The sequence below is a fragment of the Curtobacterium oceanosedimentum genome, assembly GCF_040545555.1.
Lineage (GTDB): Bacteria > Actinomycetota > Actinomycetes > Actinomycetales > Microbacteriaceae > Curtobacterium.
In genome coordinates, this window is record NZ_JBEPMD010000018.1 from 47,669 (window position 1) to 61,863 (window position 14,195).

Sequence of the window (14,195 nt, forward strand, 5' to 3'; positions counted from 1 at the left end):
CGTTGCGTCGCCACCCGTTGCCCAGGCGCACTCCGCTCCCGCCGCGGCCGCGTTCCCGGTCAGGCGCGCTCGAGAACAAGCGGAAGGATGAGCACGACGCAGTAGACGGCGAGACACGTCCAGGACAGAGCCGCAACGATCCTGAGCCGCATCGGGTGCTCGTCCCCGTCACCACCCGCCTTCGCCACCCTGAGCAGCAGCTGCGGCACGACCGGCAGCCAGAAGAACCAGGCTGCCACCAGCGACGGGGATGCGGTTCTCCGTGGACTGACCTCTCCGAGCGCTTCATCTGCCCGCTCGACTGCGCGATCGAGACGACGGGCAGCGAACACGATGACCACTCCGACCACTCCGTCCCCCTGCCCGCGCACGGAGACGAGCGCGATCAGGGCCGGCGGGCCGAGGAACACGACGATGCATCCGACCAACTGTCCGTACGCATCGCCGAGGTCAGCGGCGTCTCTCGACGTCGCGAGTGCCAACCAGGTCGTCCCGCCGTACACCACGAGGATCAGCACCGGCATGACGATCACCATCACGCCGTCGAGCACCTGTCTGCGGGCCACGGCCACGACCGCGGAGATCGTGGTGAAGAAGCAGCCGATCGTCACGGAGAGTGCGACCAGTGCGAACCCGATGATGAGTCGCGGGCGCTCCTGTCCGGCGACCAGCCACCAGACGAGCCAACACGCCACACTGACCAAGCCGATGAGCAGGACCGCCCGAAGGTATGCCGCACGTTCCCCACCGGAGGGAAGCCGTCCCCGTGCTTCGACCGCCGCTGTCAGGTTCCGCTGCTGGACAGCACGCCGGAGAATCGGGTCGTCTGGGAGCTCGGCAGCGACGAAGGTCTCTGCTGATATGACCGCGAGCACGATGCTCGCGCCTACCGGCCCGAGGATCCGGAGCAGATCGATCTCGTCGCCGGGGCGAGCGAACCACCACAAGCAGAGGTAGCACAGCCAGAACGCGGACATGCCCGCAACGACCGCCAGGAATGCGACGGTCCGCCGACGACCAGCTTCAGCCGCGTCGATCTGCTCGGTGAGATCGCTCTCCTTGTTGAGCGACCGGACACTGACCTGCAACGCGAAGAGCAAACCGCTCAACAGAGCGTATGCGGCCATGACGTTCGCACCCGAGGTCGGTTCGGTCCGCACCGCACCTCCGATCGGACCCTGCGCTGCCCCGGCGCTGAACTCGTTGAAAGCGAGCAGCAGTCCGATGAACAACGCCACGCCGAGCGAGATCACGGCTTGCTTGACCACGACCGATCTGACGCGAGCCGCATGATCGTCCGCACCCCTGACGAGATCGGCTGCGGCGCCGTCTCGGTCAGGGCGTGACCTCTCCGAGCCGAGCAGTCGACGTGCAGTCCCCAGCATGCGCACGGGTCGATGCTAACCGGCTGCCACCGAAGGGGGATGAGACCACGAAGGACCGGCCGCGGGCTCGGCCGTCCGCATCTCCTCCCGACTCACCGAGGGAGTGGCCCCGTCGTCAGCGACCAGAGCGCCACGCCGTGCAGTCCGAGTCGCTGTGCCAGCGTGACGCGCGCCCGGTAGGAGCGCGCGTCCGACCAGTGCAGCTCGCGGCCGTCACCGAGGGTCGCCGACCACTCCCCTGCCCGTTCCGACCACCGCGCGGCACGGCCGGCCAGGGCTCGGGCGTGCGCCGGCGACACCTGCCCGGCGTCCGGTCCGCCCCACAGGTACCCGTACCCGGCGGCGCCGAGGTCGATGCGGTCGGCGTCCAGCCCCTCGTGCTCGGCCGCCTCGACGACCCGCTGTGCCCACGGCAGGGCCCCGATCGTGCCGGGCGCGCTCCAGGGACCGTGCTGGTCGTAGGTCATCAGCACGAACCGGTCGACGTGCTCCGCGAGCCGACCGAGGTCGTACCCGGTGTCCCGGAAGCCCGCCGCCGAGGTGGACGCCATCACCGCCATCGACACCGGGGCTCCGGCGCCGAGCTCGTCGTGCACCGCGTCGTCGAGTGCAGCCGCGAAGGCGACGAGTCCCGCGCGGTCACGGTCGCGCAGCGATTCGAGGTCGATCTGCACGCCGGCGCAGTCGTGGTCGTGCGCCAGCGCCGCCAGCTCCCGGGCGACCCGTTCGCGGGCGACCGGGTCGGCCAGCAGCGCCGAGGCGGTCTCCGGCGAGAAGTCCGCGAGCGTCTCGGAGTAGTTGCTGACGAGGAGCTCCGGTCGAGCACCCCCGCGGGCCGCAGCACGGGCGAGTCGGTCGACGCCGTCGGGCAGTGGTGCGAGACCCTGCCCGTCCGCGGTGAGCGTGACACCGTCGATGCCGATCGTGCCCGCCCGCTCGGCGGCGGCGCGCACCCGCGTGGCGGCCGTCGGCGATCCCGGCTCGACGTACGCCTCGACCGCGGGACCGTGGGCAGCGGACGTGTCGGCGCAGCCGGTGAGCGCGGTGGCGGTCACGACCAGGGCGACGACGACGACGGAGCGGGCGGACGAGCGGAGCACGGGCCAACGGTAACGGGCAGACCGAGACACCGCCGAGGCACCGCGCTCGCCGGGAGCTCGGGCGCACCGTGCCGGAACGACAGAACCCCCGCCGGTGGCGGGGGTTCTGTGTGGTGCGGAGACGGAGGGATTTGAACCCTCGGTCCCCTCAAAGGGGACTCCACCTTAGCAGGGTGGTGCACTCGGCCGGACTATGCGACGTCTCCGTGCGCTCTCGCGAGCGCGTGTCCCACCATACAGGAGGACGAGCGTCCTCTCGACCTCACGCGACGACACGGTCACGTCGGCTCGATCGCCGGGTCCCCTGAAGTGGGGACAGGTGGGGGTTGTCGGGTCGTACCCCGACGCCTAGCATCGACGGGACGCGGACATCACGTTCCGGGGGCATCACCTCCCCTGTCGCCGCGACACAGCACCAGACACCATCCCCCCTTCTGCCGAGCCGACGCACTCGATCGCGGCGGCCCGGACGGGGACGGTCGAGGGGCGCGGACCCGGTCCGCGCCCCCGCTCTGGGCGCTCGTCACCGTGTGCTGCCCTCGCCACACCTCAGGCAGCCGAGCGGAACCGGTCCGGCAACGCGATGAGGTCCTCGGCCAACCCCAGGAGCTCGGACGCACACAGGTTGAGCTGTCCTCGCTCCGCCGCAGCGGCAGCCCGCTCGACCTGCTGCACCCGAGCGCGCCGCCCGACGACGGCGTCGATCCCGTTCGCCACGGCGACGTCGTCGGTGAAGAACGTGTCGAGTACGGCCCGCTGCGCCGCGAGCCAGTCGGCACTGACGATCGCACCACGCCGTCGCAGGTACCAGGCGCCGAGCTCGACGAGCGCCCCGGCCTCGGTCAGGCAGGACCGGAGCACGTGCGCATCGAAGGGCTCGTCGACACCCTGGCACCCGGGCGCGGGATCGGCGATCATCGCCCGAGCGACCCGGAGCCGCTCGACCATCTGACCGACGGACCAGGGCGCGACGACGACCCCGACGTAGCGCTGCACGCTGACGAGCCGCAGCGACTCGAGCGGGACGAGCGCTTCGCGCACAGGTGTCCGCGAGACCTGCATGTCGCGGGCGATGTCGTCGAGCCGGAGCCGCTGCCCCCGCCGGTAGACCCCGCGCAGGACGTTCTCGAGCAGCTTGAGGAAGACGGCGTCCCGCAGCAGGCTGCGCCGGATGCCGTTCGGGTCGGGGACCCGGTCGTTCCCCGAGGACGATGACCGATCCATCGCCCCAGGGTCACGCACGACGACCACCGGGGGTTCCGGGGGTGGGCGACCGGTGGAACGATCCGGTCGGTGTCGGGATGTGGAGGAGTGACATGCCGAGACCCTCCCAGCGGGAGGGCCTCGGCGCTAAACATCACGTATACGAAATCTTACTTCTTGGACTCGCCGGTGAGCACGGACAGCGGTTGGGTGATGTCCTCGAGTCCCTTGCGCGCCGCGTCGACCCCGAAGATCAACGCCACGATCCCGCCGGCGATCATCACCGCCGAACCGAGCAGGTACCCCCAGAAGAGCGGTTCGCGCGACGACCCGTCCCCGATGAACGCGCCGTAGATCGCGGGCGCGACCGCACCGAAGATCTGCGCCAGCGCGAAGAAGTACGAGATCGCCTGCGACCGCAGCTCGAGCGGGAAGATCTCGCTCACGGTGAGGTACGCGCTCGACGCCCCGGCCGAGGCGAAGAAGAAGGAGACGCACCAGAACACGACCTGCACGGTGGCGCTGATCGCATCCGCACGGAACAGGAACGCCGAGGTCGCCAGGACGAGCCCGGACACCAGGTACGTCAGGAAGATCATCTGCCGCCGACCCCAGGTGTCGAAGAAGCGGCCGAGCAGGATCGGCCCCAGCAGGTTGCCGATGGCGAACGGGAAGAAGTAGACGGCCGTCTCGGCGGTCTTCAGGCCGAAGAAGTTCGTGAGCACCAGGGCGTACGTGAAGAAGATCGCGTTGTAGAGGAACGCCTGCGTGATCATCATCGTCGCGCCCACCAGGGTGCGGGTCGGGTACTGCTTGAGCAGCACCTTGGCGATCGTCAGGAACCCGACCTTGTCGAGCGGCGTGACGGTCATGGCCTTCGACTGGTCGACGTCGGGCAGCCGGTGCCCGGTCGACTTCTCGACCGAGGCCTCGATCTCGGAGACCGTGCGCTCGGCCTCCTCCTCGCGCCCGTGCGTCATGAGCCACCGTGGGCTCTCCGGGATGTGCCGCCGCAGGAAGATGATCGCGATGCCGAGCACCGGGCCGAGGAAGAACCCGATGCGCCACCCGATGTTCTCGGCGAAGATCGACGTGTCGAGCAGGTAGATGTTGGCGAAGGCGCCGAGCGCGGCACCACCCCAGTACGTGCCGTTGATCGCGATGTCCACGTGACCGCGGTACTTCGACGGGATGAGCTCGTCGATCGCCGAGTTGATCGCCGCGTACTCACCGCCGATGCCGAGGCCCGCGACGAACCGGAACGCCGCGAGGAACCAGAAGTCCTGCGCCAGGCCCGCGATGCCCGAGCCGATCAGGTAGATCGCCAGTGTGAGGATGAAGAGCTTCCGACGCCCGAGGCGGTCCGACATGCGCCCGAAGACGAGCGCTCCGACGACCTGTCCGACCAGGTAGATGGTCCCGAGCAGGGTGACCTGCTGCGTCGACAGGTCGAGGTCTGCCTGGAAGCCGGCGTTCGACACGATCTGGATCTCGAGTCCGTCGAGGATCCACGAGACCCCCAACCCGACCACGACGCTCCAGTGGAACCGTGTCCACGGCAGTCTGTCCATCCTGGCGGGGACCAGGCTCTTGATCGCCCCGTTCGTCGTACTGCTCACGAGAGCGGACCGTACTCCGGAGATTCCAGGCTGGTTCCCAGTGCGAGCGCAGCTTTACGTCCTCACAGATTCAGGATGTCGTGCGAGGCAGGCGTCCGCCTCGGTACCGTGGCGAGCGTGCCCCTGCAGAACTCGACCGACCGCATCCTGACCACGCACACCGGGTCCCTCCCGCGGACGCCCGAGCTGACCGCGCTGCTCGTCGCCCGCGACCAGGGGAAGCCGTACGACGAACAGGCGCTCCGTGACGAGACCGCCGCCGTCCTCGCGCGGACCGTCGACGCGCAGCTCGACGCCGGGATCGACGTCGTGAACGACGGCGAGGTCCCGCGCGTCGGCTTCTCCACGTACATCCGCGAGCGGCTGTCCGGCTTCGGCGGGTCAGGGCACCGCAAGCCCACGCTCGACAGCGTGAAGTTCCCGGAGTACGCGGCGTTCCAGGCCCGGCAGATCGACGAGGGCGCCGAGTTCGCGCGGGTGTGGGACACCCCGCTCGCCCAGGGCCTGCTCGAGTACGACCAGGAGCGCGCCGGCATCCGCGAGGACCTCGACGGCTTCGAGCGCGAACTCGCCCGCAACGCCGCCGCCGGGCGCATCCCGGCGGGCACCTTCATCTCGGCCGCGACACCCGGCATCGTCGCGACGACCCTGCTGCTCGACGACGAGAACCCGCACTACCGCGACCACCGCGAGTACGTCTTCGCCCTGGCCGAACAGCTCCGCGTCGAGTACGAGGAGATCGTCGCGCGGGGGCACGTCCTGCAGCTCGACGCCCCCGACCTCGCCATGGAGCGGGTCATCCACTTCGGCGACGCGTCGCTCGACGAGTTCCTCGCCGCCGTGGACCTGCACGTCGACGCGCTCAACCACGCGCTGCGGAACATCCCGAAGGAACGGACGCGACTGCACGTCTGCTACGGCAACTGGCAGGGCCCGCACCAGGACGACGTGCCGGTCGACGTGCTGCTCCCCCACCTGTACCGGGCGGAGGTCGGGTCCTTCAGCATCCCGTTCGGCAACCCTCGGCACGCGCACGAGTTCCCGGCGTTCAGCGACCTGCCGCTGCCCGACGGCGCGGTGCTCGTGCCCGGCGTGATCGACGTGACGACGAACTACCTGGAACACCCGCAGCTCGTCGCGAACCGGATCGTCGAGGCCGCGGAGGCCGTCGGCGACCCCACGCGGATCGTCGCGGGGACGGACTGCGGCCTGGCCACGTTCGCGAGCTACGAGTTCGTCGCTTCGGACGTCGCCTGGGCGAAGCTGCGCGTGCTCGCCGAGGGCGCCGAGATCGCGTCGCGCCGCCTGTTCGGCTGACGTCCGCATGTCGGTGCGCGGGCGTAGCGTGCGGACCGTGACCCGACCTGACATCCACACGGTCGGCGAGCTCCGCGCTGCTGGACACGTCCAGAAGTCGGTCCGCGCCGAGATCCGCGACAACCTCCTCCAGGCCCTGCGTGAGGGCCGCGACCCCTGGCCCGGCCTGCACGGGTTCGAGACGACCGTCATCCCCCAGCTCGAACGCGCGCTCATCGCCGGGCACGACGTCGTGCTGCTCGGCGAACGCGGGCAGGGGAAGACCCGTCTGCTCCGCACCCTGCAGGGACTGCTCGACGAGTGGACCCCGGTCATCACCGGGTCCGAGCTCGGCGAGCACCCGTTCGAACCGATCACGACGGCGAGCATCCGTCGCGCCGAGGAGCTCGGCGACGCCCTGCCGGTCTCGTGGGTCCACCGCGACGAGCGCTACGTCGAGAAGCTCGCGACACCGGACACCAGCGTCGCCGACCTGATCGGCGACGTCGACCCGATGAAGGTCGCAGAAGGGCGCAGCCTCGGCGACCCCGAGACCATCCACTTCGGACTGATCCCCCGCGGGCACCGCGGCATCGTCGCGATCAACGAGCTCCCCGACCTCGCGGAGCGCATCCAGGTCGCGATGCTCAACGTGATGGAGGAACGGGACGTGCAGATCCGCGGCTACGTGCTGCGCCTGCCGCTCGACGTGCTCGTCGTCGCGAGCGCCAACCCCGAGGACTACACGAACCGCGGCCGGATCATCACGCCGCTGAAGGACCGCTTCGGCGCCGAGATCCGCACGCACTACCCGATCGAGCTCGCCGACGAGGTCGCGGTCATCCGGCAGGAGGCCCAGCTCACCGCCGAGGTCCCCGACGCCCTGATCGAGATCCTCGCCCGGTTCACCCGTGCCCTCCGGCAGTCCAGCGCCGTCGACCAGCGCAGCGGCGTCAGCGCGCGCTTCGCCATCGCCGGGGCCGAGACGATCTCCGCCGCCGCCGTGCACCGCGCGGCGCGGCAGGGCGAGGAGCACCCCGTCGCCCGGCCGATCGACCTCGAGACCGCGGTCGACGTCCTCGGCGGCAAGATCGAGTTCGAGAACGGCGAAGAGGACCGTGCCGACGAGGTCCTCGAGCACCTGCTCCGCACCGCGACCGCCGAGACCGTCCGCTCGCGGTTCCGCGGCATCGACTTCGGCGTCCTCGTCGAGGCGCTCGACGGCGGCACGATGGTGACCACCGGCGAGCAGGTCAGCGCCCGGGCGTTCCTCGAGGGACTGCCCTCGATCGGCGAGTCGGACGTCTACGACCAGGTCTGCGAACGGCTCGGTGCGACGGATGACGGCGAACGGGCCGGCGCGATCGAGCTCGCACTCGAGGGGCTCTTCCTCGCTCGACGCATCAGCAAGGAGTCGGGGGGCGGCGAGGCCGTCTATGGCTAGTCGGCAGAACCGCCGCCTGACCCGCGACGCCCGGTACGGGAAGACCGCCTCCTACGGGAAGTACGGGGGCGGACCGGATCCGCTCGCGCCCCCGGTCGACCTGTCCGAGGCGCTCGACGCCATCGGCGAGGACGTCATGGGCGGCACCTCGCCCGAGCGCGCCCTCCGCGAGTTCCTCCGGCGCGGCGGCCAGACCCAGCGCGGGCTCGACGACCTGATGCGTCGCGTCGCCGAGCGACGGCGCGAGCTCACCAGCCGGAACAACCTCGACGGCACCCTGCAGCAGGTCAAGGAGCTCCTCGACGAGGCCCTGCTCGCCGAGCGCGGTGAGCTCGCCCGGAACGTCGACCTCGACGACGGCGACCGTGCCCTGGCCGAGATGCAGCTCGACAGCCTGCCGCCGTCGCCCGCGAGCGCCGTGCAGGAGCTGAACGGCTACGACTGGAAGAGCCCGACCGCCCGGCAGAAGTACGACGAGATCAAGGACCTGCTCGGGCGCGAGGTGCTCGACCAGCGGTTCGCCGGCATGAAGCAGGCGCTCGAGAACGCGAGCGACGACGACCGCGCGGCCGTGTCCGACATGATGCGCGACCTCAACCAGCTGCTCGAGGACCACCGGCGGGGCGCCGACACGCAGGAGCAGTTCGACGCCTTCATGGCGCAGCACGGGCAGCACTTCCCGTCCGACCCGGAGAACGTCGAGGAGCTGCTCGACGACCTCGCCGCACGAGCTGCTGCCGCCCAGCGGATGCGGAACTCGATGACGCAGGAGCAGCGCGACGAGCTCGACGCCCTGGCACAGCAGGCGTTCGGTTCGCCGGACCTGATGGGCCAGCTCGGGCAGCTCGACGACAACCTCCGTGCGCTCCGTCCCGGCGAGGACTGGGGCGGCTCGGAGCGGATGGACGGCGAGCAGGGCCTCGGGCTCGGCGACGGCACCGGTGTCTTCCAGGACATCGCCGACCTCGATGCCCTGGCCGAGCAGCTCGCGCAGTCCGGTCCGGGTTCCGACCTGGCCGACCTCGACCTCGATGCCCTGCAGCGTCAGCTCGGGGACGAGGCAACGGTCGACGCCCGGACCCTGCAGCGGTTGGAGCAGGCCCTCCGGGACTCCGGGGCCCTGCAGCGCGGGGCGGACGGGCAGCTCCGCCTGAGCCCGAAGGCGATGCGGCAGCTCGGCAAGAGCCTGCTCAAGGACGTGGCCGAGCGGATGTCGGGGCGCCAGGGTGCCCGCGACCTCCGTCGGTCCGGCGCGTCCGGTGAGCCCTCCGGTGCGACGCGTCCGTGGGCGTTCGGCGACACCGAACCGTGGGACCTCCCCCGGTCGATCACGAACGCCCTGGTCCGGACAGCGGCCGACGGACGGACCGGCGCGGGCGTCCGCCTCACGATCGACGACGTCGAGGTGCAGGAGACCGAGGCCCGCACACAGGCCTGTGTCGCGCTGCTCGTCGACACGTCGTTCTCGATGGCGATGGAGGACCGCTGGGTCCCGATGAAGCGCACCGCCCTCGCGCTCCACACCCTCGTCAGCACCCGGTTCCGCGGGGACGACCTGCAGCTCATCGCCTTCGGTCGCGAAGCCGAGGTGATGGACGTCGACCAGCTCGTCGGCCTGGACGCGCAGTGGGACAAGGGCACGAACCTGCACCACGCCCTGCTGCTGGCGAACCGGCACTTCCGGAAGCACCCGACGGCCCAGCCCGTGCTGCTGGTCGTGACCGACGGCGAGCCGACGTCGCACCTCGAGCCGAACGGGCAGGTCTGGTTCGGCTACCCACCCGACCCGGTGACGATCGCGCTGACCGTCCGCGAGCTCGAGAACGCCGGACGGCTCGGCGCGCAGACGACGTTCTTCCGGCTCGGTGACGACCCCGGGTTGGCGCGGTTCGTCGACGCGATGGCCCGGCGGGTGGACGGCTCGGTCGTTGCACCGGAGAACGACGACCTCGGGGCCGCCGTGGTCGGGTCGTACCTCGGAGCCCGACGCGGGGGCGCGTCCCTGTTCGGCGACGACTGGACGGGCTGAACGTTCCGCAACACGCAACGTCGGCGTCACTGCGCAGCGCGGTGCCGCGGCGCGCAGACGGCAACGTTGCGTCCCGCGGGAGGGACGTCAGAAGAGCGGCCAGGGGACGGCGGGGCCGTTCCCGGGCGGCGGCGGGAACATCCCGACCGCGCGCAGGGCGGCGCAACGGGCCCGCAGGTTGTCGATCTCCCCACGGGTCAGGTGCTCGGCCAGCGCGACGCCGAGGTCGCCCCGGAGCGCCTCGGACACGCGGTCGAGCCCCTCGAGCTCGTCGGGGTCGAGCGGTTCCCCGATCCAGCCCCACAGGACCGTGCGGAGCTTGTGGTCCACGTGGAAGGTCAGCCCGTGGTCGACGCCGTACCGGTGCCCGTCGGGCATGGCGAGCACGTGCCCGCCCTTGCGGTCGGCGTTGTTCACCACCACGTCGAACACGGCCATCCGGCGGAGCGCCGCGGTGTCCTCGTGCACGAGCGTTACCGGCTGGTCGTGCTCGTCGATCGCCTCGAGCACGGGCAGCCACGGGGTGCCCTCGGCGTCGGCCTCGTCGGTCGGCACCAGGTCGACGGCGTCCTGCTCCGGGTCGACGTCCTGCCAGCGCTGGACCATGCCGGGGCCGAACGGGCCGTCGCCGAGCCACGTGGGCGGCACGACCCCCCACCCGAAGGCCTCGGAGACCAGGTGTGCGGCCACTTCGCGGCCCGCGAGGGTGCCGTCCGGGAAGTCCCACAGCGGTCGTTCGCCGCCGACGGGCTTGTACACGACGGACTCGCCGTCGAGGTCCGCGAGGAAGGTGGCGTTCGACGCCTCGCGGATGCGCGCCCGGATCGTCAGCGGGCCGTCGTACCGGGGTGCAGCGTCGCTCATGCGGCGGGGCTCATTCCTCGGGGCTCACGCGTCGCCGGGGCGTCGACCTGCCGCGACGACCTCGCGCGTGCGTTCGACGAAGGCCCGGGCGCTGCCGACGGGGATCTTCACCTGGAAGACCTCGGCCGGCTCGGGCATCTCGACGACGGCCTCGACCTCGTCACCGTCCTCGTTCGTCTCGGTGACGATCTCGAGTTCGTCCTCGATCGGGTACGCCTCGATGACCACCTGCGCGGTCGCCGGGTCGAACCCCAGGCTCAGGGCACCCGCACGGAACTCGGGCTCCACCGGCTGGTCGAGCGGGGCGGCGTCGCGGAGCTCGGACGGCGCCGCCGGCGGGACGCTGAAGCGGTTGTCCTCGACCGTCGCGACCTCGTCGAGGAGCTCGGCGACCTTGTCCGCGAGCACCGCCGACTGCTCCTTCTCGAGGGCGACGCTGGTCACCCGCTTGCCGTCGCGCGCCTGCAGGTAGAAGGCGCGCTCGCCCGGGCGGCCGACCGTCCCGACGACGAGACGTTCCGGCCAGTCGAAGCCGTGCACGATGGTGGGCATGACCCGATTGTAGGAGCGTGCGGCTCCGTCCGTTCAGGGTCGAGCGGTCCCCGGCCGACCGTCGCCCGCCCCGTCGGACGAGCGCGTCCCGTCGTGCCCGGCTCCGCCGCCGACCGCGGCGTCGCCCGAGGGGGCCGGCGCCGCAGCGAGCCACGACAGGTCGCCCGAGTCGGTGTTCGTCGCGACGACCTCGGGCCGGTGCTCGCCGTAGCGGACGACCGACACCGACGCCGGGCCGACGGCGATCCGCTGGAACAGGTCGAGGTGCATGCCGAGGGCGTCGGCGAGGACGGACTTCACGATGTCGCCGTGGCTCACCGCGACCCAGACGGCGGTCGGACCGTGCTCGGCCTCGACCTCGGCGTCGATGCGGCGGATCGCGGCGACGGCACGGGACTGCATGGTCTGCATGGACTCGCCACCGGGGAACACCACGGCGCTCGGGTTCGCCTGGACCGTTCGCCACAACGGCTCCTTCGCCAGGTCCGTGAGCTTGCGGCCCTGCCAGTCGCCGTAGTCGGCCTCCGTGATCGCCCGTTCGACGCGCACGTCGGGGCTGCCCTGCTGGCGGGCGAGCAGGGCACGGGCGGTCTGCCGGCAGCGCTCGAGCGGGCTCGTGACGAGCGCGGCGAGGGGGATCGGCGCGATGCGCTCGGCCGTGCGGTCGGCCTGCTCGCGGCCGACCCGGTCGAGGGCGACCCCGGCGGTGCGACCCGCCAGGACGCCGGTCGCGTTCGCGGTGGTGCGTCCGTGCCGGACGAGGAGGACGGTCGCCATGCGGTCGATCCTAGGCACCCGGGCCGACGGTGCGCGAAGCGGATGGCGGACAGTGGTCGGCGCCGCGCCGGTCATGCACGAAGATGGTCCGGTGCTCGTCTCCATCGTCTACATGAGCCGCTCGGCGGTGCCCTTCGACGACGATGCACTCGCCGAGCTCCTGCGCGAGTCACGGCTGCGGAACGAGGCGCTCGGGGTGTCCGGGCTGCTCGTGGCGAAGGGCGGGCGGTTCATGCAGCTGCTCGAGGGCCCGGCGTGGAGCGTGGACGACCGCTTCGGTGCGATCGCGCGCGACCCCCGTCACGACGGCGTGAAGTCGCTGGTCCGCGAGGACATCGAGCGCCGACGGTTCGACGGCTGGTCGATGGCCTACCGGTCGCTCGACGACACCGACGTCGCGACCGAGGACGGCTTCAGCCCGTTCCTGTCCGGCACGATGGACTTCGCTCCCGAGTTCGACGGCACGAGCGCCGCGTGGCTGCTCAAGTGGTTCCGCGACCGCGAGCTCACCGACCGCTGACGCCGCCCGCTGACTCCGGCCGCTGACGCCGGCGGCATGCCCGGCAGCTGACCCGGTTCAGTCCGTCGTCGCGAACGTGTCCGCGACGACCCCGAGCAACCGCGCCCGGTGCGCCGGGGCGGCGGTCGCCTGCACGACCATCCGCCACATCACCGCGACGGCGGGGTCGAGGTCCGCGCGACCGCTCCGCACCTCGGCGACCAGCTGCACGCCCGTGAAGTACGGCACGACCGACCCGCCGAGCTCCTCCGGGGTGAGGTCCGTCTCCAGTTCCCCGCTTCCGATCGCGAACCGGAACACGTCGACGATCCCGCCGATCCACTGCTCGTAGAACGACGACGTCGCGCCGGAGAACTCGCCGCGTTCGAGCGACAGCCGGATGCCGGCACGGACGATCGGGTCGGTGCGGAGCAGGTCCGCGATCTGCTTCGACGCACCGATCAGCGCGGCCGTCGGCGAGGTGGTGTCGTGGCTCACCTCGGCGAAGGTCCGCGCGTTCTGCTCGTCGATCACGCCGAGGGCGAGTGCGAGCTTCGTCGGGAAGTGGAAGTGCAGCGTCCCCTGTGCGACGCCGGCGCGCCGTGCGACGGCGGCGATCGACGTGGCGGCGAAGCCGACACGGTCGAACTCCTCCGCCGCGGCCACCAGGACCTGCTCGCGTTTCCCCACGTGACCAGTGTCACGGACGGGAGGCACGGTGCGGGCGTGCACCGTGCCTCCAGTCCGAGGGTGGTCGCGCTGGGTCGTCGGGAACGACGGCTAGGCGGCGTGACGGGCCAGGGTCATCCGCTCCTCGGGCACGTCCTGCAGGTCGCGTCCGCGGAACCAGCGGAGCAGCCAGTCGGCCGGCGAGCCGGCCAGGCCGGCCGGCAGACCGGAGCGCTCGGTGAGGAAGGTGTTGAAGCCGGGCTCGTCGCGGACCTCGACGTCCGAGGGGTTGCCGAAGGCCATCGACCAGCCGTCGAAGCGGCGGGTGTCGATGTCCTCGCGGGAGAGCGACTTGACGTCGTGGTGGCGGGTGTCGCGCTCGATCGCGGCGAAGCGGTCCTCGACGCTCCAGGACGGACCCTCGAGCACCTGCATGAAGCGGCCGCCCTTCGCGAGCAGGAGTCCGGAGACGCCGAGCGCGTCGTTGCGCAGGCGGGCTTCACGGAGCATGGCGACCAGCTGGTCGTCGGTCATCTCGTCGACGGCGACGGACATGTACACGAGGGAGGTGAGTTGCGTCATCGGCGCCAGTCTGTGTCCTGCTCGGGCGGAGGGTCAACGCGGTCGTGGGCCCCCCCCCACCCGGGGGGGGGGGGGGGCGCCCCGCGGGGGGGGGGGGGGCCGCCCGCGCCGCCCGGAGCGCCCCCCCCGAGCAAAGAACGAACACAACAAAAACCAACACCCCCTCAACCCACCAG

The 14,195-nt window shown here is 71.3% G+C and carries 13 protein-coding genes and 1 tRNA gene; 4 read left to right on the top strand and 10 right to left on the bottom strand.

Annotated features, from left to right (window positions below; genetic code table 11):
- Nucleotides 1-59: 59 nt before the first annotated feature.
- The 5 genes from ABIC52_RS15180 to ABIC52_RS15200 all read right to left on the bottom strand — a co-directional run bounded on the left by ABIC52_RS15180 (nt 60) and on the right by ABIC52_RS15200 (nt 5,259).
- Entirely contained in the window at nt 60-1,391 is a 1,332-nt protein-coding gene (locus tag ABIC52_RS15180) for a hypothetical protein (protein ID WP_354027724.1), read from the bottom strand.
- Between the two features lie 86 nt (nt 1,392-1,477).
- On the bottom strand, nt 1,478-2,485 hold the full coding sequence (locus tag ABIC52_RS15185) for a glycosyl hydrolase family 18 protein (RefSeq protein WP_354027725.1): 1,008 nt from the start codon (nt 2,483-2,485) through the stop codon (nt 1,478-1,480).
- A 116-nt stretch (nt 2,486-2,601) separates the two neighbouring features.
- A tRNA-Ser gene (locus tag ABIC52_RS15190) sits at nt 2,602-2,691 on the bottom strand.
- Nucleotides 2,692-3,034: 343 nt separating this feature from the next.
- Complete coding sequence (locus ABIC52_RS15195) at nt 3,035-3,709, bottom strand: GntR family transcriptional regulator (RefSeq protein WP_209823936.1); 675 nt, start codon at nt 3,707-3,709, stop codon at nt 3,035-3,037.
- A 149-nt stretch (nt 3,710-3,858) separates the two neighbouring features.
- Nucleotides 3,859-5,259: an MFS transporter gene (locus ABIC52_RS15200; RefSeq protein WP_174234676.1), complete on the bottom strand. Its 1,401-nt coding sequence runs from the start codon at nt 5,257-5,259 to the stop codon at nt 3,859-3,861.
- Between the two features lie 165 nt (nt 5,260-5,424).
- Between ABIC52_RS15200 and ABIC52_RS15205 the strand changes: the two genes are divergently transcribed.
- The 3 genes from ABIC52_RS15205 to ABIC52_RS15215 are packed head-to-tail and all read left to right on the top strand — an operon-like array spanning nt 5,425 to nt 10,076.
- Nucleotides 5,425-6,624, top strand: coding sequence for a cobalamin-independent methionine synthase II family protein (locus ABIC52_RS15205; protein ID WP_238638058.1), 1,200 nt, complete (start codon nt 5,425-5,427; stop codon nt 6,622-6,624).
- Between the two features lie 7 nt (nt 6,625-6,631).
- Nucleotides 6,632-8,047: a MoxR family ATPase gene (locus tag ABIC52_RS15210; RefSeq protein WP_354027726.1), complete on the top strand. Its 1,416-nt coding sequence runs from the start codon at nt 6,632-6,634 to the stop codon at nt 8,045-8,047.
- The gene (locus ABIC52_RS15215; RefSeq protein ID WP_354027727.1) at nt 8,040-10,076 is read left to right on the top strand and encodes a vWA domain-containing protein; all 2,037 of its coding nucleotides are present in this window, start codon (nt 8,040-8,042) and stop codon (nt 10,074-10,076) included. The genes ABIC52_RS15210 and ABIC52_RS15215 overlap by 8 nt, the downstream gene beginning before the upstream one ends.
- Nucleotides 10,077-10,163: 87 nt before the next feature.
- Here ABIC52_RS15215 and ABIC52_RS15220 read toward each other — a convergent pair whose 3' ends face one another.
- Genes ABIC52_RS15220 through ABIC52_RS15230 form a run of 3 tightly spaced genes read right to left on the bottom strand, consistent with a single transcriptional unit; the run spans nt 10,164 to nt 12,269 of the window.
- Nucleotides 10,164-10,940, bottom strand: coding sequence for an SCO1664 family protein (locus tag ABIC52_RS15220; protein ID WP_354027728.1), 777 nt, complete (start codon nt 10,938-10,940; stop codon nt 10,164-10,166).
- A gap of 24 nt (nt 10,941-10,964) precedes the next feature.
- Complete coding sequence (locus ABIC52_RS15225) at nt 10,965-11,492, bottom strand: DUF3090 domain-containing protein (RefSeq protein WP_058749661.1); 528 nt, start codon at nt 11,490-11,492, stop codon at nt 10,965-10,967.
- Nucleotides 11,493-11,525: 33 nt separating this feature from the next.
- The gene (locus tag ABIC52_RS15230; protein ID WP_354027729.1) at nt 11,526-12,269 is read right to left on the bottom strand and encodes a histidine phosphatase family protein; all 744 of its coding nucleotides are present in this window, start codon (nt 12,267-12,269) and stop codon (nt 11,526-11,528) included.
- Between the two features lie 91 nt (nt 12,270-12,360).
- Here ABIC52_RS15230 and ABIC52_RS15235 point away from each other — a divergent pair, with 91 nt between their 5' ends.
- Nucleotides 12,361-12,789 (top strand): BLUF domain-containing protein, encoded by a 429-nt coding sequence (locus ABIC52_RS15235; protein ID WP_354027730.1) that lies wholly within the window; start codon nt 12,361-12,363, stop codon nt 12,787-12,789.
- Nucleotides 12,790-12,846: 57 nt separating this feature from the next.
- Here the strand turns inward: ABIC52_RS15235 and ABIC52_RS15240 are convergent, their stop codons facing one another.
- Complete coding sequence (locus ABIC52_RS15240; protein WP_354027731.1) at nt 12,847-13,458, bottom strand: ScbR family autoregulator-binding transcription factor; 612 nt, start codon at nt 13,456-13,458, stop codon at nt 12,847-12,849.
- 90 nt (nt 13,459-13,548) lie between these two features.
- Complete coding sequence (locus ABIC52_RS15245; protein ID WP_354027732.1) at nt 13,549-14,019, bottom strand: BLUF domain-containing protein; 471 nt, start codon at nt 14,017-14,019, stop codon at nt 13,549-13,551.
- Nucleotides 14,020-14,195 lie beyond the last annotated feature (176 nt).

What these genes read in the sequence shown, in the direction of transcription:
- ABIC52_RS15195 (WP_209823936.1), bottom strand. Translation starts at nt 3,709, where the DNA reads ATGGATCGGTCATCGTCCTCGGGGAACGACCGGGTCCCCGACCCGAAC.
- ABIC52_RS15200 (WP_174234676.1), bottom strand. Translation starts at nt 5,259, where the DNA reads ATGGACAGACTGCCGTGGACACGGTTCCACTGGAGCGTCGTGGTCGGG.
- ABIC52_RS15210 (WP_354027726.1), top strand. Translation starts at nt 6,632, where the DNA reads ATGTCGGTGCGCGGGCGTAGCGTGCGGACCGTGACCCGACCTGACATC.
- ABIC52_RS15215 (WP_354027727.1), top strand. Translation starts at nt 8,040, where the DNA reads ATGGCTAGTCGGCAGAACCGCCGCCTGACCCGCGACGCCCGGTACGGG.
- ABIC52_RS15220 (WP_354027728.1), bottom strand. Translation starts at nt 10,940, where the DNA reads ATGAGCGACGCTGCACCCCGGTACGACGGCCCGCTGACGATCCGGGCG.
- ABIC52_RS15225 (WP_058749661.1), bottom strand. Translation starts at nt 11,492, where the DNA reads ATGCCCACCATCGTGCACGGCTTCGACTGGCCGGAACGTCTCGTCGTC.
- ABIC52_RS15230 (WP_354027729.1), bottom strand. Translation starts at nt 12,269, where the DNA reads ATGGCGACCGTCCTCCTCGTCCGGCACGGACGCACCACCGCGAACGCG.
- ABIC52_RS15245 (WP_354027732.1), bottom strand. Translation starts at nt 14,019, where the DNA reads ATGACGCAACTCACCTCCCTCGTGTACATGTCCGTCGCCGTCGACGAG.